The organism is Brevundimonas sp. Soil_N_31 (assembly GCF_057655995.1).
This window is the reverse complement of sequence record NZ_JBDGLE010000001.1, coordinates 566,440-590,333: the sequence shown is the minus strand read 5'-3', so window position 1 is coordinate 590,333 and position 23,894 is coordinate 566,440. Positions and strand designations below refer to the sequence as shown.

The 23,894-nt window shown below is 65.3% G+C and carries 36 protein-coding genes; 34 read left to right on the top strand and 2 right to left on the bottom strand.

Annotation, left to right across the window (positions count from 1 at the left end):
* Positions 1-300 (top strand): EF-Tu C-terminal domain-related protein (locus AC3A3G_RS02890; protein ID WP_487487482.1); only part of this gene is annotated, 300 nt, incomplete at its 5' end.
* Positions 301-429: 129 nt separating this feature from the next.
* On the opposite strand, the gene AC3A3G_RS02885 is transcribed toward AC3A3G_RS02890, so the two are convergent.
* Positions 430-594, bottom strand: coding sequence for a hypothetical protein (locus AC3A3G_RS02885; protein WP_200165640.1), 165 nt, complete (start codon positions 592-594; stop codon positions 430-432).
* A 150-nt stretch (positions 595-744) separates the two neighbouring features.
* Between AC3A3G_RS02885 and AC3A3G_RS02880 the strand changes: the two genes are divergently transcribed.
* The 3 genes from AC3A3G_RS02880 to AC3A3G_RS02870 all read left to right on the top strand — a co-directional run bounded on the left by AC3A3G_RS02880 (position 745) and on the right by AC3A3G_RS02870 (position 3,845).
* Positions 745-1,902 carry a GNAT family N-acetyltransferase gene (locus AC3A3G_RS02880; protein WP_200165638.1) on the top strand — a complete coding sequence of 386 codons (1,158 nt, stop codon included), beginning with the start codon at positions 745-747 and terminating at the stop codon, positions 1,900-1,902.
* 25 nt (positions 1,903-1,927) lie between these two features.
* Positions 1,928-2,845 (top strand): transcriptional regulator, encoded by a 918-nt coding sequence (locus tag AC3A3G_RS02875; RefSeq protein ID WP_487487481.1) that lies wholly within the window; start codon positions 1,928-1,930, stop codon positions 2,843-2,845.
* A gap of 103 nt (positions 2,846-2,948) precedes the next feature.
* The gene (locus AC3A3G_RS02870) at positions 2,949-3,845 is read left to right on the top strand and encodes a head GIN domain-containing protein (RefSeq protein ID WP_125899648.1); all 897 of its coding nucleotides are present in this window, start codon (positions 2,949-2,951) and stop codon (positions 3,843-3,845) included.
* Positions 3,846-4,000: 155 nt separating this feature from the next.
* On the opposite strand, the gene AC3A3G_RS02865 is transcribed toward AC3A3G_RS02870, so the two are convergent.
* Entirely contained in the window at positions 4,001-4,759 is a 759-nt protein-coding gene (locus AC3A3G_RS02865; protein ID WP_368925468.1) for an outer membrane protein, read from the bottom strand.
* Between the two features lie 586 nt (positions 4,760-5,345).
* Between AC3A3G_RS02865 and rpsJ the strand changes: the two genes are divergently transcribed.
* The 30 genes from rpsJ to AC3A3G_RS02715 all read left to right on the top strand — a co-directional run bounded on the left by rpsJ (position 5,346) and on the right by AC3A3G_RS02715 (position 23,844).
* Entirely contained in the window at positions 5,346-5,651 is a 306-nt protein-coding gene (gene rpsJ / locus AC3A3G_RS02860; protein WP_003164367.1) for a 30S ribosomal protein S10, read from the top strand.
* A gap of 23 nt (positions 5,652-5,674) precedes the next feature.
* A complete protein-coding gene (rplC, locus tag AC3A3G_RS02855; protein ID WP_087139530.1) occupies positions 5,675-6,418 on the top strand; it encodes a 50S ribosomal protein L3 in 744 nt (247 codons plus the stop codon).
* Complete coding sequence (rplD, locus tag AC3A3G_RS02850) at positions 6,418-7,056, top strand: 50S ribosomal protein L4 (protein WP_003164369.1); 639 nt, start codon at positions 6,418-6,420, stop codon at positions 7,054-7,056. The genes rplC and rplD overlap by 1 nt, the downstream gene beginning before the upstream one ends.
* Positions 7,056-7,361, top strand: coding sequence for a 50S ribosomal protein L23 (locus AC3A3G_RS02845; RefSeq protein ID WP_003170030.1), 306 nt, complete (start codon positions 7,056-7,058; stop codon positions 7,359-7,361). The genes rplD and AC3A3G_RS02845 overlap by 1 nt, the downstream gene beginning before the upstream one ends.
* Positions 7,362-7,365: 4 nt before the next feature.
* Positions 7,366-8,202, top strand: coding sequence for a 50S ribosomal protein L2 (gene rplB, locus AC3A3G_RS02840; RefSeq protein WP_003164371.1), 837 nt, complete (start codon positions 7,366-7,368; stop codon positions 8,200-8,202).
* A gap of 2 nt (positions 8,203-8,204) precedes the next feature.
* Positions 8,205-8,483, top strand: coding sequence for a 30S ribosomal protein S19 (gene rpsS / locus AC3A3G_RS02835; protein WP_003164372.1), 279 nt, complete (start codon positions 8,205-8,207; stop codon positions 8,481-8,483).
* A gap of 3 nt (positions 8,484-8,486) precedes the next feature.
* On the top strand, positions 8,487-8,867 hold the full coding sequence (gene rplV, locus AC3A3G_RS02830; RefSeq protein WP_003164373.1) for a 50S ribosomal protein L22: 381 nt from the start codon (positions 8,487-8,489) through the stop codon (positions 8,865-8,867).
* Positions 8,867-9,613 carry a 30S ribosomal protein S3 gene (rpsC, locus tag AC3A3G_RS02825; RefSeq protein WP_003164374.1) on the top strand — a complete coding sequence of 249 codons (747 nt, stop codon included), beginning with the start codon at positions 8,867-8,869 and terminating at the stop codon, positions 9,611-9,613. The genes rplV and rpsC overlap by 1 nt, the downstream gene beginning before the upstream one ends.
* Positions 9,614-9,619: 6 nt before the next feature.
* Entirely contained in the window at positions 9,620-10,057 is a 438-nt protein-coding gene (gene rplP / locus AC3A3G_RS02820; protein WP_003164375.1) for a 50S ribosomal protein L16, read from the top strand.
* Positions 10,057-10,254: a 50S ribosomal protein L29 gene (rpmC, locus tag AC3A3G_RS02815; protein WP_003164376.1), complete on the top strand. Its 198-nt coding sequence runs from the start codon at positions 10,057-10,059 to the stop codon at positions 10,252-10,254. Before rplP ends, rpmC begins: the two co-directional genes overlap by 1 nt.
* Positions 10,255-10,264: 10 nt before the next feature.
* Complete coding sequence (rpsQ, locus tag AC3A3G_RS02810; protein WP_087139529.1) at positions 10,265-10,507, top strand: 30S ribosomal protein S17; 243 nt, start codon at positions 10,265-10,267, stop codon at positions 10,505-10,507.
* Positions 10,508-10,525: 18 nt separating this feature from the next.
* Positions 10,526-10,894: a 50S ribosomal protein L14 gene (gene rplN / locus AC3A3G_RS02805; RefSeq protein WP_003164378.1), complete on the top strand. Its 369-nt coding sequence runs from the start codon at positions 10,526-10,528 to the stop codon at positions 10,892-10,894.
* A gap of 2 nt (positions 10,895-10,896) precedes the next feature.
* Entirely contained in the window at positions 10,897-11,205 is a 309-nt protein-coding gene (gene rplX, locus AC3A3G_RS02800) for a 50S ribosomal protein L24 (RefSeq protein ID WP_125899651.1), read from the top strand.
* On the top strand, positions 11,205-11,762 hold the full coding sequence (gene rplE / locus AC3A3G_RS02795) for a 50S ribosomal protein L5 (protein WP_087139527.1): 558 nt from the start codon (positions 11,205-11,207) through the stop codon (positions 11,760-11,762). Before rplX ends, rplE begins: the two co-directional genes overlap by 1 nt.
* A 19-nt stretch (positions 11,763-11,781) precedes the next feature.
* Positions 11,782-12,087, top strand: a complete 306-nt coding sequence (gene rpsN / locus AC3A3G_RS02790) for a 30S ribosomal protein S14 (protein ID WP_003164381.1) — start codon at positions 11,782-11,784, stop codon at positions 12,085-12,087.
* A gap of 15 nt (positions 12,088-12,102) precedes the next feature.
* A complete protein-coding gene (rpsH, locus tag AC3A3G_RS02785; RefSeq protein WP_087139526.1) occupies positions 12,103-12,501 on the top strand; it encodes a 30S ribosomal protein S8 in 399 nt (132 codons plus the stop codon).
* Position 12,502: 1 nt separating this feature from the next.
* Positions 12,503-13,036, top strand: a complete 534-nt coding sequence (gene rplF, locus AC3A3G_RS02780) for a 50S ribosomal protein L6 (protein WP_087139525.1) — start codon at positions 12,503-12,505, stop codon at positions 13,034-13,036.
* Positions 13,037-13,039: 3 nt separating this feature from the next.
* Complete coding sequence (gene rplR, locus AC3A3G_RS02775; RefSeq protein WP_003164382.1) at positions 13,040-13,396, top strand: 50S ribosomal protein L18; 357 nt, start codon at positions 13,040-13,042, stop codon at positions 13,394-13,396.
* A 13-nt stretch (positions 13,397-13,409) separates the two neighbouring features.
* Positions 13,410-14,009 carry a 30S ribosomal protein S5 gene (rpsE, locus tag AC3A3G_RS02770; protein ID WP_003164383.1) on the top strand — a complete coding sequence of 200 codons (600 nt, stop codon included), beginning with the start codon at positions 13,410-13,412 and terminating at the stop codon, positions 14,007-14,009.
* A 3-nt stretch (positions 14,010-14,012) separates the two neighbouring features.
* Positions 14,013-14,207 (top strand): 50S ribosomal protein L30, encoded by a 195-nt coding sequence (gene rpmD / locus AC3A3G_RS02765; RefSeq protein WP_003164384.1) that lies wholly within the window; start codon positions 14,013-14,015, stop codon positions 14,205-14,207.
* Positions 14,208-14,370: 163 nt separating this feature from the next.
* Positions 14,371-14,964 (top strand): 50S ribosomal protein L15, encoded by a 594-nt coding sequence (rplO, locus tag AC3A3G_RS02760; protein WP_200165631.1) that lies wholly within the window; start codon positions 14,371-14,373, stop codon positions 14,962-14,964.
* 148 nt (positions 14,965-15,112) lie between these two features.
* Positions 15,113-16,489 carry a preprotein translocase subunit SecY gene (secY, locus tag AC3A3G_RS02755; RefSeq protein WP_200165629.1) on the top strand — a complete coding sequence of 459 codons (1,377 nt, stop codon included), beginning with the start codon at positions 15,113-15,115 and terminating at the stop codon, positions 16,487-16,489.
* Positions 16,490-16,515: 26 nt separating this feature from the next.
* Complete coding sequence (locus tag AC3A3G_RS02750; protein WP_087139523.1) at positions 16,516-17,079, top strand: adenylate kinase; 564 nt, start codon at positions 16,516-16,518, stop codon at positions 17,077-17,079.
* 84 nt (positions 17,080-17,163) lie between these two features.
* Complete coding sequence (locus AC3A3G_RS02745) at positions 17,164-17,853, top strand: energy transducer TonB (protein WP_200165627.1); 690 nt, start codon at positions 17,164-17,166, stop codon at positions 17,851-17,853.
* A 142-nt stretch (positions 17,854-17,995) separates the two neighbouring features.
* The gene (gene rpsM, locus AC3A3G_RS02740; protein ID WP_025978145.1) at positions 17,996-18,364 is read left to right on the top strand and encodes a 30S ribosomal protein S13; all 369 of its coding nucleotides are present in this window, start codon (positions 17,996-17,998) and stop codon (positions 18,362-18,364) included.
* A gap of 16 nt (positions 18,365-18,380) precedes the next feature.
* Positions 18,381-18,770: a 30S ribosomal protein S11 gene (gene rpsK / locus AC3A3G_RS02735; RefSeq protein ID WP_003164390.1), complete on the top strand. Its 390-nt coding sequence runs from the start codon at positions 18,381-18,383 to the stop codon at positions 18,768-18,770.
* A gap of 88 nt (positions 18,771-18,858) precedes the next feature.
* Entirely contained in the window at positions 18,859-19,878 is a 1,020-nt protein-coding gene (locus AC3A3G_RS02730; RefSeq protein ID WP_003164391.1) for a DNA-directed RNA polymerase subunit alpha, read from the top strand.
* 114 nt (positions 19,879-19,992) lie between these two features.
* The gene (gene rplQ, locus AC3A3G_RS02725) at positions 19,993-20,412 is read left to right on the top strand and encodes a 50S ribosomal protein L17 (protein WP_087139521.1); all 420 of its coding nucleotides are present in this window, start codon (positions 19,993-19,995) and stop codon (positions 20,410-20,412) included.
* 94 nt (positions 20,413-20,506) lie between these two features.
* Positions 20,507-20,896: a DUF4180 domain-containing protein gene (locus AC3A3G_RS02720; RefSeq protein WP_368925459.1), complete on the top strand. Its 390-nt coding sequence runs from the start codon at positions 20,507-20,509 to the stop codon at positions 20,894-20,896.
* 164 nt (positions 20,897-21,060) lie between these two features.
* The gene (locus AC3A3G_RS02715; RefSeq protein ID WP_487487480.1) at positions 21,061-23,844 is read left to right on the top strand and encodes a M14 family metallopeptidase; all 2,784 of its coding nucleotides are present in this window, start codon (positions 21,061-21,063) and stop codon (positions 23,842-23,844) included.
* Positions 23,845-23,894: the final 50 nt, after the last annotated feature.

The following is a 23,894-nucleotide window of genomic DNA, read 5'->3' as shown; positions in this document are numbered from 1 at the left end:
CCGGGTTCGATCACCCCGCACACCAAGTTCGTGGCCGAGGCCTACATCCTGAACAAGGAAGAAGGCGGCCGTCACACCCCGTTCTTCACGAACTACCGTCCGCAGTTCTACTTCCGCACGACGGACGTGACCGGCATCGTGCGCCTGAAGGAAGGCGTCGAGATGATCATGCCGGGCGACAACGCCGAGCTGGACGTCGAGCTGATCACGCCGATCGCGATGGAAGAGAAGCTGCGCTTCGCCATCCGTGAAGGCGGCCGCACCGTCGGCGCCGGCGTCGTGGCCAAGATCGTCGAGTAATCGACGGGCGGCTTTCGAGCCGCACAGTACGAGTAAGCGTACCGGCCTCAAGCAACCCGCAAGGGCGGTAGGCCAAGAGTAAAGCGTAACAGAGCGGCCCCCGGAGACATCCGGGGGCCGTTTTGCATGTCAGTCGTTCGGGGCGCCGGTCGCGGGATCGGTTTCCGTGCGGCCTGAGTTGCTGCTGCCCTCGGCGCCCTTGGGCTCGGTGGCCGGGCGAGGCGGACTGCCCTCCTTGTCGGGACGCTGGTTCTCGTTCTCGGTTTCGCGGGTCTTGGGGCGTGGTTTCGGCATGAGCACCTCCTGAATGAGGTCAATGCGGCGATACGCGGTGAAGCTCCGATCTTTTGTGCAAGGCGCTGAACGCTAACCCGGCCTCAAGGGCTTGGCCGTATGAGGCGGTGTTGGAACGGGACTTGCTGTGATCGTTCCGAAGGGAGCGTCATGTCGGGACCACTATCAGTTGAAATCCGCAACCTCGTCGACCTGTCGGCCGAGGAGGGCGTCCAATGGAACAAGTGGGCGCGCGCGGACCCGGACCTGAGCAGCCCCTATTTCCGGTGGGAGTTCGCACGGACGGCCGGGCCGATCTGTCCCGGTTCGGCTGTGGCCGTCTTCAAACGGGACGGCCGCGTCGTCGGCTATTATCCGCATCAGCGTCGGGGCGGGACGGTTCAGCCCCTCGCCGCGCCGATGAACGACTATCACGGCGTCATCGGCCCGCGCGAGAACAAGCCTTCGATGCAGGAGGCGGCGGCCTTGATCGGCGCGCCGCGTTTCGCCGCCGCCGCCTGGATCGGCGAGGCGCCGCAGGCGATGCTGCGCAATCACAGCGTGGTCTCCGTGGTGCCGGATGAGGGCGGATTCGACGCCTGGTACGCACGACGCCGGAAGGCCTTCCCGAAATACTTCAAGGACAAGGAGCGCTCTCGTCGCGGCCTGGACGGTGCGTTCAGGGCGGTCGAAATCGAGATCGAGCTGCACGATCACGCCCTGCTGAAACGCCTGATCATCGAGAAGAGCGAACAGTACCGCCGCACGGGGCATCACGACATCTTCGCCTGCGGCTGGACGGGCGACGTCCTGCACGCCTTGATGGATTGCCGGGGCGAGGACGGCTTCGGCGCCTCGATGGCCGTGCTGCGGGTGGACGGGCGGGTCGTCGCCATGGAGTACTCCATGCACGCCGGGCGTCATTTCCACCTGTGGTTCCCGGTCTATGAGCAGGAGGTCGCGCGCTGGTCGCCCGGCATCGTGCTGACGCAGGAGACGATCCGTCTGGGCTCGGAGCGCGGCTATCGCATCTTCGACTACGGCGTCGGCGTCGGCGGCAACTACAAGAAATACTATGACGACGGGGGCCTTGTGACCGTCGAAGGCGTTGTGGCTCGACCGGGCGTCGGCGTCGCCATGTGCGCGACGGCGAGCGCCGCCCTGGGCGTGCTGGGCCATGCACGGGCGGAGCGGTTGCGCATCAGCACGCGGCGGCGTTGGTCCGTGGTCGAGGCGTGTGAGACAAGTCTGGCCGGTCAGGCCTCGGGCGTGCTGAGAGCGGCCGCCGACATGGTGCGGAAACAAAAAGCGGCCGGCTCGGCCGATTGATGAGGAGAGCGGTATGACGGCTTCCATGACCCGCTACGCGGGCCCGATCACCCAGGCCGAGATCCACCCTCACGCCCTGGTGGCCGACGGCTTCGCCGAGGATCAGGCGCTGGCCGAGGTGCTGGACCGCTATCCGGCCGATTTGTTCGACATCAACCTGTACGACTATGACGACGAGGGTCAGGTCAGCCTGCGCACCGGCGCGCGCGGGCGCCTGAACGGCGCCGAACTGCTGGAGGCGATCCAGCAGGGCCGCCTGTGGGTCAATATGCGCAAGGTGGAGCAGGGCTGGCCCGAGCTGTGGCGCGCGGCCATGGTCGACTTCGAGCGCATACTGGGCGGCTATGGAGTGAAGGCGGCCAGCGCCAGCGGCCAGCTGATCCTGTCCTCGCCCAAGGCGCGGGTGCCCTACCACTTTGACGCCGGCGGCGTGGTGCTGTTGCACATGCGCGGCCGCAAGCGCCTGTTCGTCTATCCGGGTGATGAGGCCCATCTGCCGGAGCGCAGCATGGAGCAGGTCGTCACCCGCCAGACGACCGAAGAGATTCCCTATCGCCGCGCCTTCGAGGACGACGCCCGAATCGTCGACCTGGAGCCGGGGCAGGCGCTGACCTGGCCCTTCTATGCGCCGCATCGGGTGGAGAATCTGGACCGTTTCTGCGTCTCCCTGTCGGTGGAGTTCCAGAGCTGGCCGTCGCGTATCCGCAACGGGGCGCTCTACACCAACGCCTTCCTGCGCAGCCGGGGAGGGGAGCCGCGCACGACGGATCGCATGAGCAAGCCCGAACTGGCCGCGCGCTGGGCCGCTTCGGTGGCGTTGAAGCGCACGGGCCTGATGAAGAGCCGCATCGCCGCGTTCGAGCGGGATTTCGAGCCTGCTGTGGGCGCGACGGATGGCGCTGCGGCCTTGGCGCCGGATCGTGCAGGCGGTCCCGCAACCTGACGGTCGCCTTAGGTTAAAAGGGGTTCATGACCTCGATTTAAACTGACTTTGCGGGGCGCGGCCCTCAGTTTCGCCTGGACACAGAGACAGGGAGACCCCGCTGATGAAACCCGCTGCAATAGCCGCCGCCATGGGAACCGCACTGGCCGCATCCGCCGTTCTGGCGGCGCCGGCCATGGCCGAGGATGTGACGATCCGCAACGCCGTGGCGCGCGTCATCGTTATTCCGGAAGATCGCTCGGACGTCGGCGTCGAGATCACGCAGGGCTCGGCCGGCCTGCCGGAGCTTCGGATTGAACGCAGAGGCGCTCAGGTCCGCATCGATGGCGGCTTGGGACGCGGGCGCGGCATGAGCTTTAACGGCGGCCAGATCGGCTCGTGCAACAGCGGCCCCGCAGACGCTCGCCAACCCGGCGAAGGCGCGACGGTCGAGGTGCGCGGCAAGGGCCGCATCCGCATGGAGGAGGCCCCTCTGATCGTCCTACGCACGCCGCGCGACGTGGATGTCAGCGGCGGCGGCGCCATCTTCGGTTCGGTGGGGCGCGGCGCCCGGTCCGTCGAGTTGGGTAATGGAGGCTGCGGCTCGTGGACGGTGGCCAACGTTGATGGCGATGTGGACCTGTCGGTCGGCGGATCCGGCTCGATCAGGGCTGGTACGTCACGCAATCTGGAAGCTGCGGTCGGCGGTTCCGGTTCGGTCTTCGCCGGCGCCACGGGCAAGCTGGACGCCAGCGTCGGCGGTTCGGGCGGCATCGATGTAGCGCGTGTGGATGGAGAGACCAACGTCGCCATCGGCGGATCCGGCGGCGTGCGGGTGCGCGGCGGCCGCGCCTCGACCCTGGAAGTCTCAATCGGCGGTTCGGGCGACGTGAGCTTCGGCGGAACGGCGGGCGATGTTTCGGTCGCCATCGCTGGTTCGGGCGACGTGCGAGTGGCCGAAGCCACGGGCGCGGTGTCCCGCTCGATCGTGGGATCAGGGGATCTGCGCATCGGTCGCTGACGCCGCGCCCCCCTGAAGGAGAAGGCCCGGGAGCGTGGAACCCCTCGGGCCTTTTTCATGCCTGGAGCCTGGACGGTCCGGGCAAACAAAAACCCCGGCGGATCGCTCCGCCGGGGTTTCGTTGATCCGTGCGGTCGGAAGACCGCGAAGATCGCTTAGAGGCCGAGCAGGGCGGACACGCCGTTGTGCGTGCGGCCCAGGTTGGCGCCGGCTTGGTCGCGGGCTTGCAGACCGCCGCCGAAGCTGTAGCGCATGCCGATCTTGAAGACGTTGGCGTCGACGTCCAGGTCCGAGGACTTGACGTAGTCGTAGCCGCCGAAGACCGAGTACGGCGAGTTGGCGAACTGGTACTCAGCAGCCACGCCGGCCGACCAGGCGTCGACGTCGCCGTTGCCGATGAACATGTTGTCGGCGTCGACGTTGGTGTAGGCGGCGCCGCCGCTCAGGCGCAGTTGCGGGGTGGCGTAGAAGGCGGCGTCACCGGCCACGGTCCAGATGTCGGCGTCAGCCGCGGTGCCGTACGAGACGACGCCCGTCAGGGTGGCGCGGTCCAGGTACTTCTGACCTTCCAGGCCGAAGGTGTTCAGCGTGGTGTTGCCCAGTTCCGAAGCGGCGTAGAAGCCGCCGAAGCGCATGTCTTCGATCTTCTTCGACAGGTGCACGGCGCCGGCCAGGGTGGTTTCGTCGCCAGCGTGCTGGACGTCCGTGTAGGCGGCTTCAGCGTTGAAGGTGACGGTCCAGTCGCCGAACACCGGCGAAGCGACGGTGCCGTCGATGACGCCGCGGTTCACGTCGGTGCCTTCGACGTCAGCGTAGTTGTAGGCGATGCCGACCGAGCCGATGGCGTCTTGAGCGAAGGCGGGAGCGGCCATCAGGGTCGCGGCGGCGACCGAAGCGAGAAAGACGGTTTTCATTTTTTTGTCCTTATGTACTGCCGCCAAACAAGCTTGGCCCGTCCGGCGATGGGCGAGACATAGGTCGCTCTTTGGCGCTTTGCCGTAACAAACATGTCATGCAGAGGTCACATCAGGGGCGATGTTGCCCAAAAGTGACGCATTGCGGCATAACTGCGTCAGTATGCGGCGCGCATTGCGGCGACGCCTTTCCGTGGTGTTCATCTGGCCGTTTTCCCGCCTCAGTCCCTAACGGTCGGCCCGTGTTATGTTGCGGTGCGGCGGTCGGGGAGGGGCGCGGGCGACGTGAGTCGCAAACCCTGACGGGGCGGGGATTTCCGCCCTTGACGGAAACGGAATCGGAAGGCATAAGCACCCCTCTTGTTGGACCGGCTGTGCACTTTCGGGTGCAGACGCGGTCCGCAGGGACGACCTAAGTTACTGTTCTTTGCAGCTTCTTGGGAACTTACGGCCTTCGCGGGGGACTGCGTGGGCCGCTCGTTTTTGCGGATTTGCGTTTCCTGGGAGCGAGTGATCGCTCTGAGGCTTCGGTCTTTGAAATGGTTCACAGGGACGCGGCTCCGGCCGCATGGGAATAACAACCGATATGGATCAAAGCATCCGCATCAGGCTCAAGGCCTTCGATCACCGCGTCCTCGACTTTTCGACGCGCGAAATCGTTAACACCGCCAAGCGCACGGGCGCGACCGTTCGTGGTCCGATCCCGCTGCCGACCCTGATCGAAAAGTTCACCGTGAACCGCTCGCCGCACGTCGACAAGAAGTCGCGCGAGCAGTTTGAAATCCGCACGCACAAGCGCGTGCTCGACATCGTCGACCCCACCCCGCAGACCGTGGACGCGCTCATGAAGCTCGACCTGTCCGCCGGCGTGGACGTCGAGATCAAGATCTAAGAAAGAAAGAGGCGGGATCCGACATGCGCACGGGCGTGATCGCCAAGAAGCTGGGGATGACCCGCGTGTTCGCCGATGACGGCGCACACGTTCCGGTCACTGTGCTCCAGCTCGACGGCTGCCAAGTCGTCGGCCAACGTACCAAGGAGCGCGACGGTTACGTCGCCCTTCAGCTGGGCGCTGGCGTTAAGAAGGCCAAGAACACGGCCAAGGCTCAACGCGAAGTCTTCGCGAAGGCCGAGGTCGAGCCTAAGGCCTATGTAACCGAGTTCCGCGTGGGTGAAGACGCCCTGCTGGACGTGGGCGCCGAACTGTCGGCCGACCACTTCCTCGCGGGCCAGAAGGTCGACATCCAGGGCCATACCATTGGTAAGGGCTTTGCCGGCGCCATGAAGCGCTGGAACTTCGGTGGTCTGCGCGCCTCGCACGGCGTGTCGATTTCGCACCGTTCGCATGGTTCGACCGGCCAGCGTCAAGATCCGGGCAAGGTCTTCAAGGGCAAGAAGATGGCTGGCCATCTCGGCCAGGAAGTCGTCACGACCCAGAACCTGACCGTCGTCCGCGTCGACGCCGAGCGTGGCCTGATCCTGATCAAGGGCGCTGTCCCGGGTCACGACGGCGCCTACGTCAAGGTCAGCGACGCCATCAAGAAGGCCCGTCCCTCGGACGCCCCGTTCCCGGGCGCCGTGAAGTCGGCCGCTGCTCAACCCGCTTCGACCCCGGCGGAAGCGCCGGCCGTGGAAGCGACCGAAGGCGGTGAAGCGTAATGAAACTCTCGGTCATCAAACTCGACGGCAAGGCTGCTGGCGACGTTGAGCTGTCGGACGCCGTCTTCGGCATCTCCGACATCCGCGGCGACCTGCTGGCCCGTTACGTCAACTGGCAGCTGGCCAAGCGCCGCGCCGGCACGCACAAGGTTCAAACCCGCAACGAGAACTCTCGTACGGGCAAGAAGATGTACAAGCAGAAGGGCACCGGCGGCGCTCGTCACGGTTCGCGCCGTGCGCCGCAGTTCGTCGGCGGTTCGCGCGCCTTCGGTCCGGTTGTCCGCGACCACGGCTACTCGCTGCCGAAGAAGGTCCGCGCCCTGGCTCTGCGTCACGCCCTGTCGTCCAAGGCCAAGGCCGGCGACCTGGTCGTCGTCGACAGCGTCTCGGTCAAGGAAGCCAAGACGGCCTCGCTGCGCGAGACCTTCGGCAAGCTGGGCTGGACCAAGGCTCTGATCATCGCGGGTCCGGAAGTTGAAACCAACTTCGGCCTGGCCGCGCGCAACATCCCGCACATCGACGTGCTGCCGAACGCCGGCCTGAACGTCTATGACATCCTGCGGGCCGACAAACTGGTGCTGACCAAGGCGGCTGTTGAAGCCATCGAGGCGCGCTTCGCTGAGAAGGAAGCCGCATAATGGCCGCCGCTCAACCCACCGCCAAGCACTACGACACCATCCTGGCTCCGGTGATCACCGAGAAGGCCACGATCCTGTCGGAGCAGAACAAGGTCGTCTTCCGCGTCGCCGGCACGGCGACCAAGGACGAGATCGCCGCTGCGGTCGAAAGCCTGTTCAAAGTCAACGTCCTCAAGGTCAACACCCTGGTTCAAAAGGGCAAGACCAAGCGCTTCCGGGGCATCCTGGGCCGTCGCGTGGACATCAAGAAAGCGATCGTGACGCTGGCCGATGGTCAGTCGATCGACGTCACGACGGGGCTCTAAGAAGATGGCTCTGAAGCATTACAATCCGACGTCGCCGGGCCGCCGCGCCCTGGTGCTGGTCGACCGTTCCGAGCTGCACAAAGGCCGCCCGGAGAAGTCGCTGACCGAAGGCCTGACCAAGTCGGGCGGTCGTGGTCAGGGCGGTCGCATCGCTGTCCGCTTCCGCGGCGGCGGCGCCAAGAAGCTGTACCGCAAGATCGACTTCAAGCGTCGCAAGTTCGACGTGGTCGGCACGGTCGAGCGTCTGGAATACGACCCCAACCGCACCGCCTTCATCGCCCTGGTGGTCTACCCGGACGGCGAGAAGACCTACATCATCGCGCCTCAGCGCCTTCACGCCGGCGACACCATCGTCGCGGGTGAGAAGGTCGACGTGAAGCCGGGCAACGCCATGCCGCTGCGCTCGATCCCCGTCGGCACCATCATCCACAACGTGGAGATGAAGCCGGGCAAGGGCGCTCAGCTGGCCCGTTCGGCCGGCGCCTACGCTCAACTGGTCGGTCGCGACCAGGGCTACGCTCAGATCCGTCTGGGCTCGGGCGAGCTTCGCATGGTCCTGGACGGCTGCATGGCCGTGGTCGGCGCCGTGTCGAACCCCGAGCACATGAACCAGAACCTGGGCAAGGCGGGCCGCAAGCGTCACATGGGCTGGCGTCCGCACGTCCGCGGCGTCGCCATGAACCCGATCGACCACCCGCACGGTGGTGGTGAAGGCCGGACCTCTGGTGGTCGCACCCCGGTTACGCCGTGGGGCAAGGACACCAAGGGCACCCGTACCCGCAAGAACAAGGCCACGGATAAGTTCATCATCCGTAGCCGTCACGTGAAGAAGGCTCGCTAAGAATGGCCCGCTCCTCCTGGAAAGGCCCGTTTGTCGACGGGTATCTGCTCAAGAAGGCCGACGCCGCTCAATCGTCGGGCCGCAAGGACGTGATCAAGACGTGGTCGCGCCGCTCCACCATCCTGCCGCAGTTCGTCGGTCTGACGTTCGGCGTCCACAACGGCCAGAAGCATGTGCCGGTGTCGGTCTCCGAAGAAATGGTCGGCATGAAGTTCGGCGAGTTCGCCCCGACCCGGAACTTCCCGGGCCACGCGGCGGACAAGAAGGCCAAGAGGAAGTAATCCATGGCCCAGACCAAGAACCCCCGTCGCGTTGAAGCGACCGAGGCCCGCGCCAAGCTGGTCAACGTCCGCATCAGCCCGCAGAAGCTGAACCTGGTGGCCGCGTCGATCCGCGGTCTGCCGGTCCAGAAGGCGCTGAACGAGCTGGAATTCAGCCACAAGCGCATCGCTGGCGATGTCCGCAAGGTTCTGTACTCGGCGATCTCGAACGCCGAGAACAACCACAACCTCGACATCGACAACCTGGTTGTCGCCGAGGCCTTCGTGGGCAAGAACCTGGTGATGAAGCGTTTCGCGAGCCGCGCTCGCGGTCGCTCCTCGCGCATCCTGAAACCCTTTAGCGAGATCACGATCGTGGTCCGTGAAGCCGGCGAGGCTGCCTGATGGGACAGAAAATCAATCCGATCGGTCTGCGCCTCGGCGTGAACCGCACGTGGGACAGCCGCTGGTTCGCCGGCGGCGCTGACTACGCCAAACTGCTCCACCAGGACCTGAAGCTGCGCACGTGGCTGAAGGAACGCCTGTCGGCCGCCGGCGTGTCGCGCATCATCATCGAGCGCCCCCACAAGAAGTGCCGCGTGACGATCTACGCCGCCCGTCCGGGCGTCGTGATCGGCAAGAAGGGCGCTGATATCGAGAAGCTCCGCAAGGACATCTCGGCCCGCACCGAAGGCGAAGTTCACCTGAACATCGTCGAGGTCCGCAAGCCGGAGACCGACGCTCAGCTGATCGCCGAGAACATCGCTCAGCAGCTGGAACGCCGTATCGCGTTCCGTCGCGCCATGAAGCGTTCGATGCAGTCGGCCATGCGCCTGGGCGCCAAGGGCGTCCGCATCAACGTGTCGGGCCGTCTGGGCGGCGCCGAAATCGCTCGTATGGAATGGTACCGCGAAGGTCGCGTGCCTCTTCACACGCTGCGCGCCGACATCGACTACGGCTTCTATGAAGCCAAGACGACCTACGGCATCATCGGCGTGAAGGTCTGGGTGTTTAAGGGTGAAGTGCTCGAGCACGACCCGATGGCCCAGGACAAGCGTTGGGCCCAGGAAGCCTCGGGTCCGTCGTCCAACGAAGGCCGTGAGCGCGGCCCCCGCGGTGATCGCGGTCCGCGCCGTGGTCGTGAGGGCTGATAGGCCATGTTGCAACCGAAAAAGACCAAGTACCGCAAGGCCTTCAAGGGCCGCATCCACGGCTCGTCCAAGGGTGGTTTCTCGCTGAACTTCGGCTCCTACGGTCTGAAGGCCGTCGAGCCGGAGCGCATCACGGCGCGTCAGATCGAAGCGGCTCGCCGCGCGATCACCCGTCAGATGAAGCGTCAGGGCCGCGTCTGGATCCGTATCTTCCCGGACGTGCCGGTCTCCGGCAAGCCGGCCGAAGTGCGGATGGGTAAGGGCAAGGGCGCGGTGGACCACTGGGCCGCTCGCGTGGCCCCGGGCCGCATCATGTTCGAAATCGACGGCGTGCCGGACGACGTGGCTCGTGAAGCGCTGCGCCTCGGCGCCGCCAAGCTGCCGATCCGCACCAAGGTGGTCACCCGCCTGGACGCCGGCATCGTTACGGAGCAAGCCGCCTAATGACCAAGATCGCCGATCTCCGGTCGCAAACCGTCGACCAACTGTCCGACGAGCTGCTGAAGCTCAAGAAGGAACAGTTCAACCTGCGCTTCCAGGCCGCCACCGGCCAGATGGAAAAGACCCACCGGGTCTCGGAAGTGCGCAAGGACATCGCTCGCATCTCGACGCTTCTGCGCGAGAAGCGTGCGGCCTCGTAAGGAAACACCGATGCCCAAACGCATTCTTGAAGGCGTGGTCGTCTCCGACAAGGGCGACAAGACCGTCGTCGTGAAGGTCGAGCGCACCCTGCTGCACCCGCTGCTCCGCAAGACGGTCCGCAAGTCCAAGAACTACCATGCCCACGATGAAGCTAATGCTCTCAAAGTCGGCGATATCGCGCGCATCATCGAATGCGCCCCCAAGTCCAAGCTGAAGCGCTGGGAAATCATTTCCCCGGCCTCGGCTTCGTAAGAAGAAGGATCGGATCCCATGATCCAGATGCAAACTAACCTGGAGGTCGCCGATAACTCGGGCGCTCGCCGGGTCATGTGCATCAAGGTGTTGGGCGGCTCCAAGCGCCGCTACGCCTCGATCGGCGACACCATCGTCGCCTCGGTGAAGGAAGCGATTCCGCGCGGCCGCGTGAAGAAGGGCGACGTCGTTCGCGCCATCGTCGTGCGCACCGCCAAGGACATCCAGCGCAAGGACGGCTCGGTCATTCGTTTTGACAAGTCGGCCGCCGTCATCGTCAACAAGCAGAACGAGCCTGTCGGCACCCGTATCTTCGGCCCGGTTCCGCGCGAGCTGCGCGCCAAGAACCACATGAAGATCATCTCGCTGGCTCCGGAGGTTCTGTAACCATGGCCGCCAAGATCAAGAAGGGCGACAACGTCGTCGTCCTGACCGGCAAGGACAAGGGCCGCACCGGCAAGGTGATGCAGGTTCTGCCGACCGAAAACCGCGTCGTCGTGCAAGGCGTCAACATGGTTCAGCGCCACACGCGCCCGACCCAGGCTGACCCGCAAGGCGGCATCAAGCACAAGGAAGCCTCGCTTCACCTGTCGAACGTCGCGATCGCCGACGCCAACGGCAAGGCGACCCGCGTGGGCTTCAAGGTCGAGGGGGACAAGAAGGTCCGCTTCGCCAAGTCGACGGGAGACGTCATCTGATGGCCGACACCAAGTACACGCCGCGCCTCAAGGCCGAGTATCAGGACCGCATCCGCGGCGTCCTGAAGGAAAAGTTCGGCTACTCCAACGAGATGCAGATCCCCAAGCTGGACAAGATCGTCCTGAACATGGGTATCGGTGAAGCTGTCGCCGACTCCAAGAAGGCCAACGCGGCCCTCAAGGATCTGACGGCCATCGCCGGTCAGAAGGCTGTGCCGACTAAGGCTCGTAACTCCATCGCCGGCTTCAAGCTGCGCGAAGGCATGGTCATCGGCGGCAAGGTCACGCTGCGCGGCGCCCAGATGTACGAGTTCCTGGACCGCTTCATCACGATCGCCCTGCCGCGCGTGAAGGACTTCCGGGGCCTGAAGGGCACTTCGTTCGACGGTCGCGGCAACTACGCCACGGGTCTGAAGGAGCACATCGTGTTCCCGGAGATCAACTACGACCAGATCGACCAGATGTGGGGCATGGACATCGTTGTCTGCACCACGGCCAAGACCGATGAGGAAGCCAAGGCTCTCCTCACCGAGTTCAAGTTCCCGTTCGTGAACTGATCGGGAAGGGAAGAGAACAATGGCTAAGAAAAGCGCCGTAAACCGCAACGAAGCCGTCAAGGCCCTGGTTGCGAAGTATGCCGCGAAGCGGGAAGCCCTGAAGGCGACCGCCAACGACGAGAGCCTGCCGCTGGAGGAGCGCTTCGACGCGCGCCTGAAGCTGGCGGCCCTGCCGCGTAACTCCGCGCCGACCCGCATTCGCAACCGTTGCGAAGTCACGGGCCGCCCGCGGGCTTACTACCGCAAGCTCAAGATGAGCCGTGTCGCCCTGCGTGAGCTGGGCAACATGGGTCAGATCCCCGGCCTGACGAAGTCGAGCTGGTAAGGGGAGCGAACAGATATGATGATCAACGATCCCCTGAGCGATATGATCGCTCGCATCAAGAACGCGGCCACCCGCAAGCGTTCGTCGGTGCTCACCCCGGCTTCCCGTCTGCGTCAGCGCGTCCTCGACGTGCTGCAGGACGAAGGCTACATCCGCGGCTACTCGCTGGTTCAAAACCCCGGTGAGTTTCCGCAGTTCGAGATCGAGCTGAAGTACTTCGACGGCCAGCCGGTGATCGCCGAGATCGCCCGCGTGTCGAAGCCCGGCCGCCGCGTCTATTCGGCCATCAGCGATCTGAAGCCGATCAAGAACGGCCTCGGCATCTCGATCCTTTCGACTTCGAAGGGCGTCATGTCCGACGCCGCCGCCCGCGACGCTAACGTCGGCGGCGAAGTCCTCTGCAGGGTCTACTGATATGTCTCGTATCGGCAAGAAAACCATCGCCGTGCCGAAGGGCGTGACTGTCACGCTCAACGGCCAGGCCGTCACCGTGAAGGGTCCGAAGGGCGAACGCTCCTGGACCGTCGCCGAAGAGATCGAAGTCACGCAGGAAGGCGACGAACTGTCGCTGACCCCGCGTTCGGACACCCAGCGCGCTCGCGCCATGTGGGGTCTGTCGCGCACCCTGGTCGCCAACATGGTGACCGGTGTGACCGACGGCTTCGAGAAGACCCTGGAACTGGTCGGCGTCGGTTACCGCGCCGCCCTGAAGGGCAAGGATCTCTCGCTGCAGCTCGGCTTCTCGCACGACGTGGACATCGTTCCGCCGGAAGGCATCACCTTCGCCGTGCCGAAGCAGACCGAGATCAAGATCTCGGGCAACGACAAGCAGGCTGTGGGCGAAATCGCCGCCGTCATCCGCAAGATGCGTCCGCCGGAACCCTATAAGGGCAAGGGCGTGCGCTACCAGGGCGAGTTCGTCCGGCGCAAGGAAGGCAAGAAGAAGTAAGTCATGGCTCTCTCTCTTCAACAACAAGCCAAGCGCCGCGCCGAGCGCACCCGTCGTCGCCTCAAGGCGGTGGCCAATGGTCGTCTGCGTCTGTCGGTCTTCCGTTCGGACAAGAACATCTCGGCTCAGATCATCGACGATGCCCAGGGCATCACGGTGGCTTCCGCCTCGTCGCTGGAAGGCGGCAAGGGTTCCAAGGGTTCGGACGTCGCAGCCGCCGCCAAGATTGGCAAGCTGATCGCCGAGCGCGCCATCGAGAAGGGCGTCACGGACGTCGTCTTCGACCGTGGCGGCTACATCTATCACGGCCGGGTCAAGGCGCTGGCGGAAGCCGCGCGCGAAGCCGGTCTGAACTTCTAAGGGAACGGCAAGCATGGCTCGTGAACCCCAACGCGGCGGCGGCGATCGCAACCGTCGCGACAACCGCAACGCTCCCGTTGAAGGTCCGGATTCGGACATCATCGAGAAGCTGGTGCACATCAACCGCGTCGCCGCCACCGTCAAAGGCGGCCGCCGGTTCTCGTTCGCGGCCCTGATGGTCGTCGGCGACGGCAAAGGCCGCGTCGGCTTCGGTCACGGCAAGGCGCGCGAAGTGCCGGAAGCCATCCGTAAGGCGACCGAAGAAGCCAAGAAGACCATGATCAAGGTTCCGCTGCGCGAGAACCGCACCCTGCACCACGACGGCTCGGGCCGTTGGGGCGCCGGCAAGATCATGATGCGCGCTGCCCCTCCGGGCACGGGCGTCATCGCGGGCGGTCCGATGCGTGCGGTCCTCGAAACCCTCGGCGTCCAGGACGTCGTGGGCAAGTCGACCGGCTCTTCGAACCCCTACAACATGATCCGCGCCACCTTCGAAGCTCTGAAGGTTCAGTCGTCGCCGCGCCAGATCGCCTCCAAGCGGGGCAAGAAGGTGTCCGACCTGATGGGCCGCCGCAATGACGGCGCCTCGGCGCCGGAAGCCGTGGAGGGCTGATAGATGGCCAAGACCGAAAACAAGACTGTGACCGTCCGTCAGACGGCGAGCCCGATCCGCCGCAAGTCGGATCAGCGCGCCACCCTGGTGGGCCTGGGTCTCAACCAGATCGGCCGTGAGTCGACCCTGGAAGACACCCCCTCCGTCCGTGGGATGATCGCCAAGGTCGCCCACATGGTGGAAGTGGTCGAGAAGTAAGACGGTTCGCCCTCTCCCGTTCGCGGGGGAGGGCGTTTCGCTTTATGAAGGAAGCATCTTGCGATGCTGACGCGGGTCGCTTAATCAGCGGCCCTTCAATTTATCCAACGCCGAGTCAGGACCGCCTGGCGGACCTGGCGCTAGCACCCGAAAGGATCAGGCAATGAAGCTGAACGAAATCCGTGACAACGAAGGTGCCGCCAAGAAGCGTATGCGCGTCGGCCGCGGCCCGGGCTCGGGCAAGGGCAAGACCGCCGGTCGCGGCGTCAAGGGTCAGAAGTCGCGTTCGGGCGTCGCCATCGGCGGCTTCGAAGGCGGCCAGATGCCGCTGTACATGCGTATGCCGAAGCGCGGCTTCAACGTGCCGAACGCGCCGAAGCTGGCTGAAGTCAACCTGTGGCGCCTGCAAGAGGCCGTCGAGGCCGGCAAGCTGGACGCCAAGGCCGAGATCAACGGCGCGGCCCTGGTCGCCGCCGGCGTGATCCGTCGCGTCAAGGACGGCGTGCGCGTCCTGGGTGAAGGCGAACTGAAGGCCAAGCTGAACCTGGTCGTGTGGTCGGCCTCGTCCGGCGCCGTCAAGGCGATCGAAGCCGCCGGCGGCTCGGTCACCCAGCAGCGCATCGAAGCCGAAGCTAAGGCTGCGGCTCGCCTCGAAAAGCGCAACGCCGCTCGCGGCAAGGCGCCGGAACCCAAGGCTCCGAAGGGCGACGCCAACAAGATCTCGGCTCGCGCCAAGCGCACCGCCGCCAAGGCCTAAAATCCGATATCGTCATCCTGTCGGGGGCGCGGCTTTCGCGCCTCCGTCGGGATCGTCCGGACCGGGATGACGATTTTCCGAAAGCGGCCCTCGCAAGAGCGCCGCTTTCCGCCTATCTGACGACGGGCATAGTCGTGGGGACCGCCTGATGGCTTCGGCCGCTGAACAACTTGCTGCCAATATGAACATGGGCTCGTTCGCGAAAGCGACCGAGCTGCACAAGCGCCTGCTGTTCACGCTGGGCGCGCTGCTGGTCTACCGGATCGGCACCTATGTTCCGATCCCTGGGATCAACGGCGAGGCCTTCCTGGCCTTCTTCCAGAACCCGGATGGCCAACGCGGCATCCTGGACATGTTCAACATGTTCTCGGGCGGCGCCGTCGAGCGCATGGCCGTGTTCGCGCTGAACGTCATGCCCTACATCTCGGCGTCGATCATCGTCCAGCTGATGGGCGCGGTGTATCCGCCGTGGGAGAAGCTGAAGAAGGAAGGCGGCGAGTCGGGCCGCAAGCAGCTGAACCAGTACACCCGCTATCTGACGGTATTCCTGGCCCTGGCCCAGTCCTTCGGCATCGCGGTGGGCTTGAACGCCCAGCCGGGCCTGATCGACCAGCCGGGTCTGTTCTTCATCATTTCGACGGTCACCGTCCTGACCGGCGGCACCATGTTCCTGATGTGGCTGGGCGAGCAGGTGACGGCGCGCGGCGTCGGCAACGGCATCTCCCTGATCATCTTCGCGGGCATCGTGGCGGTTCTGCCGTCGACGGTGGCGCGGATGCTGGGCTTGGCCCAGCAGGGCCAGATGTCGGCCTTCACCCTGCTGTTCATCGCCATCATGGCGGTGGCGGTCATCGTCTTCATCGTCTTCATGGAACGCGCCCAGCGCCGCCTTCTGATCCAGTATCCGAAGCGCCAGGAAGGCAACCGCATGACCGGCGGCGACAAGTCGTTCCTGCCGCTGAAGGTCAACACCGCGGGCGTGATCCCGGCCATCTTCGCCTCGTCGCTGCTGATGCTGCCGACGACGGTGGCCCAGTTCACGGCCAATGCGAACCTGCCGGACTGGATGAGCTGGCTGCCCCTGGTGACGGCCCAGCTGACGCACGGCCAACCGGTGTTCATGATCCTGTACGCTGTCCTGATCGTCTTCTTCTGCTTCTTCTACACCTCAATCACCTTCAACCCCGAGGACACGGCCGAGAACCTACGCAAGTACGGCGGCTTCCTGCCGGGCATTCGTCCGGGCAAGCGCACGGCCGAGTATCTGGACTATGTGCTGACGCGCCTGACGGTGATCGGCGCCGCCTATATCACCGCCGTCTGTCTGCTGCCGGAGTTCCTGGTCAGCAGCCTGGGCAACAGCCTGTACTTTGGCGGAACGTCTATCTTGATCGTGGTCTCGGTGACGATGGACACTGTCGCCCAGATCCAGTCGCACCTGCTGGCGCACCAGTACGAGGGTCTGATCAAGAAGGCCAAGTTGCGCGGCCGTGGCCGGGGCGGTTCCGCTCCTGTCCGTCGCTGATCGGGTAGGGGAGCCCGGAATATAAAATGAACCTGATCCTGTTCGGGCCGCCTGCGGCCGGCAAGGGCACCCAGGCCAAGCGGCTGGTCGAAGAGCGAGGCATGGTCCAGCTCTCGACCGGCGACATGCTGCGTGCGGCTATTGCTTCCGGCTCGGAGCTGGGGCTGAAGGTCAAGGACGTGCTGGCGCGCGGCGACCTCGTCACCGACGAGATCGTCATCGCCCTGATCGAAGCCCGCCTGCCGGAGGCCGAGGCCGCCGGCGGCGCCATCTTCGACGGCTTCCCCCGCACGGTGGCCCAGGCTGAAGCCCTGGACCTCATGCTGGCCAAGTGCGGCGCCAAGATCGACAGCGTCATCCGCCTGAAGGTGGACGACGCCGCCCTGACCGACCGTATCGGCAAGCGGTTCGCCGAGCAGGGTCGGGCGGACGACAACCCCGAGACCTTCAAGGACCGCCTGGCCGTGTACAACCGCCAGACCGCGCCGCTGCTTCCCTACTATGCAGACCAGGGCAAGCTGACCGAGGTCGACGGCATGGGCGACATCGCCGCCGTGGCCGCCGCCATCGACGCGGCGCTGGACGCCTGAGCCGGCACGCGGTCTGATCCCCTCCGCTTCTGAAGCGTTAGCGTTCGGAAGTCTGTGCGGGAGAGACGGTTGCGGCCGAAACGAATGAGGCAATGGCGCTGGGGCGCGGCGGGGCTGGCGGCCCTTCTGCACCTCGGCGCCTTTGTGCTTTTGGGCGTCGGTCGGCCCGAGGCGACCTTCGTGCCGCCACAGCCGCTCATCATTGTCGATCTGGTCCGGCCTGAGCCGGTCGCACCGCCGCCGCCGCCTCCAGAGCCTGCGCCGTCCCAGGGCGGCGGCGCCCCGGCCGCGCCATCCGTCGTGCGCCCCGTGCGTCCCCGTCCTGAGCCGCCCAAGCCGGAAGTCACGCCGCCGCCGCGTCCGGCCCCGGAGCAACCGCTGGTGATCGGCATTGCGCCCGAACCTGGCCCGACGCCTGGTCAGGGGCAGGGCGGGCAGGGGACCGGCAGCGGGGGCGGCAGCGGATCGGGCGTCGGTCCTGGCGTGGGCGACGGCCCGCCGCGTATCATTCGCGGCCCCACGGTGGGGGAGCTGCGGACGCTGCATCCGCGCGAGGCCTTCCGCCAGCGGCGAGGCGGTCAGGCGACGCTGGCCTGCCGGGTGCGCCTCGACACCACTCTGAGCGATTGCCGCCTGGTCGACGAATCGCCGCCGGGGATGGGATTCGGTCAGGCGGCCCTTGCGGCCTCGCGTTATTTCCGCTTTCGTCCTGCGACGCAGAACGGAGCGCCGCTTGATGGTCGAGAGGTCCGGGTGGGGGTCGAATGGCCCTGAGCCAGCCTGCTCACGGCGCTTGCCCGTTGACGCATTGGGAATCCCCTGTATAAGGGCGGCCTTCCGCGAAGGGCGTACACGTTCCAGGTCTGTTGACCGGAGCGGTTTCTGCGTCTGAATTAACGCGTACTTGGAGAATTTCGTGGCCCGTATCGCAGGCGTCAACATTCCGACGAACAAGCGCGTTGAAATCGCGCTTCAGTACATTCACGGCATTGGCGCGCACAACGCCAAGGAGATCACGGCCAAGATCGGCATCGAGCCGGCGCGCCGCGTGAACCAGCTGACCGACGCGGAGATCCTGCAGATCCGCGAGACCATCGACCGCGACTTCACCGTCGAAGGCGACCTGCGTCGCGAGACGTCGATGAACATCAAGCGCCTGATGGACCTGGCCTGCTACCGCGGCCTGCGTCACCGTAAGGGCCTGCCGGTCCGCGGCCAGCGCACCCACACCAACGCTCGCACCCGCAAGGGTCCGGCCAAGCCGATCGCCGGCAAGAAGAAGTAAGAGAGAGGCCTGACCGATGGCTAAGGAACCGGGTCGCGTTAAGCGCCGCGAACGCAAGAACATCACCTCGGGCGTGGCCCACGTGAACGCTTCGTTCAACAACACCATGGTGACCATCACCGACGCTCAAGGGAACGCGATTTCCTGGTCGTCGGCCGGCCACATGGGCTTCAAGGGCTCGCGCAAGTCGACGCCGTACGCCGCTCAGATGGCTGCGGAAGACGCTGGCAAGAAGGCCGCCGAGCACGGCGTCAAGACGCTGGAAGTGAACGTCTCGGGTCCGGGTTCGGGCCGTGAGTCGGCCCTGCGCGCCCTGCAGGCCGTCGGCATGACGATCACGACCATTCGTGACGTGACGCCGATGCCGCACAACGGCTGCCGTCCGCCGAAGCGCCGTCGCGTCTAAGGTTCACGCCGCCTAACCCTTCTCCCGGCGGCTCCTGTTGTTCTGAACGTGAGAACACGGAGCCGTCGAAACCCGTTCGAGGGACTTTATGATCGAAAGAAACTGGCAAGAGCTGATCCGTCCCGAGAAACCGCAAGTCGAGGGCGGGTCTGACCCGCAGCACAAGGCGCGTCTGATCGCCGAGCCTCTCGAGCGCGGTTTCGGTGTGACGCTCGGCAACGCGCTTCGTCGCGTTCTGCTGTCTTCGCTTCAAGGCGCGGCGGTCACGGCCATTCAGATCGACGGCGTGGTGCACGAGTTCTCGTCGCTGGAAGGCGTTCGCGAGGACGTGGTCGACATCGTTCTGAACATCAAGCAACTGGCCCTGCGTATGCACGCGGAAGGCCCGAAGCGCATGACGCTGCGCGCCACGGGCCCCGGCCCGGTGACCGCGGCTCAGATCGACCTGCCGGCCGACATCGAGGTGCTGAACCCGGATCACGTGATCTGCACCCTGGATGACGGCGCTTCGGTCCGCATGGAACTGACGGTGCAGAACGGCAAGGGCTACGTCGCCGCCGAACTGAACCGCCCGGAAGACGCCCCGATCGGCCTGATCGCCGTCGACGCCCTGTATTCGCCGGTGAAGCGCGTCGCCTATCGCGTCGAGCCGACCCGTCAGGGCCAGTCGCTGGACTACGACAAGCTGATTCTGGAAGTTGAAACCAACGGCGCCGTCTCGCCGGTTGACGCTGTGGCTTACGCTGCGCGCATCCTGCAAGACCAGCTGCAGATCTTCATCACCTTCGATGAGCCGACCAAGGCTGTCGAGCAGTCGGACGGCAAGCCCGAACTGCCCTTCAACCCGTCGCTGCTGAAGAAGGTGGACGAGCTGGAGCTGTCGGTCCGTTCGGCCAACTGCCTGAAGAACGACAACATCGTCTACATCGGCGACCTGATCCAGAAGACCGAGGGCGAAATGCTTCGCACCCCGAACTTCGGCCGCAAGTCGCTGAACGAAATCAAGGAAGTTCTGGCGTCCATGGGCCTGAGCCTCGGCATGGACGTGCCGAACTGGCCGCCGGAAAACATCGAAGATCTGGCCAAGAAGTTCGACGACCAGATCTGATCATCAACCCTCCGCCCAGGTCCGTTGGATCGGTTGGGGCGGTTAGAATGAGAGGCCCCAGGTCTCGTCCGCCAAGTAGGGACGGGAAACCAGGGTTGAGTAGGAGAGACCCCGATGCGCCACGGCGCCGCCTATCGTAAGCTCGGCCGTACGGTCAGCCACCGCCAGGCCATGTTCGCCAACATGGCCGCCTCGCTGATCAAGCACGAGCAGATCACGACCACCCTGCCGAAGGCGAAGGAACTGCGTCCCTTCGTCGAGAAGCTGGTCACCCTCGCCAAGAAGGGCGACCTGCACGCTCGTCGTCAGGCCATCAGCGCCGTTCGCGACGTGCCGCAAGTCGGCAAGCTGTTCGACACGCTGGCCCCTCGTTACGCCGAGCGTAACGGCGGCTATATCCGCATCATGAAGGCGGGCTTCCGTCACGGCGACAACGCCGCGATGGCCGTGATCGAGTTCGTCGATCGCGACGTGGCCGCCAAGGGCCTGGACTCCGGTCCGGTCTTCGCCATCGAAGGCGACGACGAGGCCTGATTTCGGCTTCATCGCTAAGATGCCGAAAGGACGACCGGAGCAATCCGGTCGTCCTTTTCTTTGTCTGGAATTCTGTGACGGGCAGGATGTTTCAATGACCTTCGCCATGCCTTCCTTCGAGACATGGCATGGCCGCCGCGTCTCGATCTGCTCCGCGGATGGTTCGTTGTTGGCGACGACAGGCGACATCAACGACTTCCTGTCGATGGCCTTTGAAGCGAACGCGGACTGGCTGGCCCTGCCGGTCAGTCGTCTGGGGCAGGATTTTCTTCGTCTGCGCACCCGCCTTGCGGGCGAGACGACCCAAAAGTTCGTCAACTACCATGTGGGTTTGGCGATCATCGGCGATATCTCGGTCGGGATAGCCGCATCGGATGCGCTGGCCGGCTATGTGCGTGAGAGCGATCGAGGCCGTGCGGTCTGGTTCCTGCCGGACCTCGGCAGTTTGAAGACGGCTCTGGAGGCGGGGAGGGACGCGCCCTAGCGTCGTTCAACGTCGAGGCTTCGGTTTCATGCGGTCCATCCGAAGAGAATTTGCGCCCGGGGGCGGTGTTTTCCGAAGTCGTGCAAATTGCGTCGGGCGCGGGAAGACGCCAAGCTGTCGCCAAGCCTCGCAGAAGGCTGAGAGTGAACGCATCAGGAGATCCCATGTCTCGTCCCCCCGCCATGCTGGCCGCAGGTCTGGCTTTGCTGGCCTTCTCGTCGCTGGCCATGACAACGACCAGCGTGCTGGCGCTGGAGGCGGCGGTCTCGCCCCAGGCTGCGACGGCGACGCCCGCCCGCACTCTGACCACGCCGCTGGAGGCGTTCGGCCATGAGGTCGGGGCGGACTATCGCCTGATCACCTACACCCAGTTCGAACGCTATCTGCACACCCTGGCCGGACAGTCGGACCGGATGAAGCTGGTTGAGATCGGGCGCTCGTCCGGAGGACGGACGCAGTACCTCTCGGTCGTCTCCTCGCCCCAGAACCTGGCGAACATCGACCGCTATCAGGAGATCGCGTGGCGCCTGGCCAAGGCCGAGGGCGTCAGCGAGGAGGAGGCCCGCGCCCTGGCCTCCGAAGGCAAGGCCGTGGTTTGGATCGACGGCGGCCTGCACTCGACCGAGACGGTGCCGCCCCAGGCCCTGATCGCCGCCCTGTATGAATGGCTGACGGCCGAGGACGCCGAGGCCAAGCGCATCCTGGACGACGTGGTCATCCTGTTCGCGCCGCTGAACCCGGACGGGTGGGAGCTGGTCTCCACCTGGTACATGCGCAACGAGGATCCGCTGAAGCGCGAGTACGACAGCATCCCGGTGCTGTATCAGAAGTACGTCGGCCACGATAACAACCGCGACTACTACCTGTCGGCGATGACTGAGACGACCAACGTCAACCGGCAGTTCTTCCGCGAGTGGTTCCCGCAGATCATCTACAACCACCACCAGACGGCGCCGGCGGGAACCGTGGTCTTCATGCCGCCGTTCCGCGACCCCTTCAACTACAACTATGATCCGCTGGTCATGAGCACCCTGTCCGAGGTCGGGGCGGCGATGCACAGCCGCCTGATCGAGGAGGGCAAGCCCGGCTCGACCATGCGCAGCGGGGCCAACTATTCGACGTGGAACAACGGGATGGAGCGCTCCGTCACCTATTTCCACAACGCCGTCGGCCTGCTGACCGAGATCACCGGCCACCCGACGCCCAGCCGGATCAGCCTGATCCCGGACAATCAGCTGCCGCGCAACGACCTGCCCATGCCGGTCGCGCCTCAGACCTGGCGTTTCGCCCAGTCGATCGACTATTCGCAGTCGATCAACCGCGCCGTGCTGAACTACGCCTCGCGCAACAAGGACCGGACGCTGTTCAACATCTGGCGCATGGGCCAGAACGCCATCGACAAGGGGAATACCGACACCTGGCGCGTCACGCCCTCAACGATTGAAGCCCTGCAGACTGCGGCCGGAGAGAACGCGCAGCAGGGGCGTCGCGGCGTTGATCCTGCGCTGTATGAGCAGATCCTGCGCGACCCGGCCCGTCGCGATCCGCGCGGCTATGTCATTCCCGCGGACCAGGCTGACCTGCCCACCGCCGTCGCCTTCCTGAACAGCCTGATCAAGACCGGCGTGGACGTGGAGCGGGCGACGCGCGCCTTCACCGTCGGGGCTAAGACCTATCCGGCCGGTTCCTATGTGGTGAAGACGGCCCAGGCCTATCGCCCGCACGTACTGGACATGTTCGAGCCGCAGGATCACCCACACGACCTGCAGTATCCGGGCGGGCCGCCCAAGCTGCCCTATGACGCCACCGGCTACACTCTGGCCATGCAGATGGGCGTTCAGTTCGACCGTATCCTGGACGGCTTCGAGGCCCCGACCGAGCGCGTCGCCGATGTCATGGCGCCGCCGCCGGGCAGGATCGAGGGAACGGGTCGGGCGGGCTGGCTGATCGATCATGCGCCGATCAACGGTTTCATTCTGACCAACCGCCTGCTGGCGGCGGGCGCGCCCGTCTTCTGGCAGGAAGGCGAGACCCGCGCTGGCCGCACGACTCTGGCTCCCGGCGCTCTGTGGATTCCAGCTGACGACAAGACTCGCCCGATCGTCGAGGCGGCCGTACGCGACTTGGGCCTGAACGCTCACGCCGTCGCCCGTGCCCCCGGCGGCGACCGCATCGCCCTGAAGCCGATTCGGATCGGTCTGGTGGATCGTTACGGCGGCTCCATGGCTTCGGGCTGGACCCGCTGGATGCTGGAGCAGTTCGAATATCCGTTCGAGGTTGTCTATCCGCAGCGCCTAGACGCCGGCGATCTGAACAAGGACTTTGATGTTCTGGTCTTCGCGTCGGACATGATTCCTGCGGACCTGTCGGCGGCGGCCCAGCGCGAACAACCGGACCCTGAGACGATCCCGGCCCAGTATCGCGGTTGGTTGGGGGCCGTCACGGCCGAGAAGACGGCGCCGCAGATCGACGCCTTCGTGCGCGACGGCGGCAGTCTGGTCACCATCGGTTCGTCGCATCGCCTGGCCAAGGCCATCGGCGCGCCGGTGCAGGACGTGCTGACCCAGGCCGACGGCAGGCCGCTGGCGCCGACCGACTTCTTCATTCCTGGCGCGGTGCTCAAGACTGAGGTGGACAACAGCCGCCCTCTGGCCTTCGGAGCGCCGCGCGAGATGAACGTCTTCTTCAATCGCAACGCGGGCTTCCGCCCTGCGGGCGAGGGGGCGTCGATGGTGCGCTATCCGCAGCAGGTGGCGGTGAACAGCGGCTGGGCTATCGGGTCGGAGCGTCTATCGGGCGCAGAGGCGGTGCTGGACATCAAGCACGGCGAAGGCCGGGTGATCGTCCTGGGGCCGGACGTGGTGAACCGCGCCCAGGCGCGGGCTTCGTCACGGCTGCTGTTCAACGCCCTGTTCTACGGTCCCGCCGTGACGGGCGCCGACCGTTAAGTCTCCCCCCAGAGGCGGAAGTGAAAAGGCCGCCCGGCGTCCACCGGGCG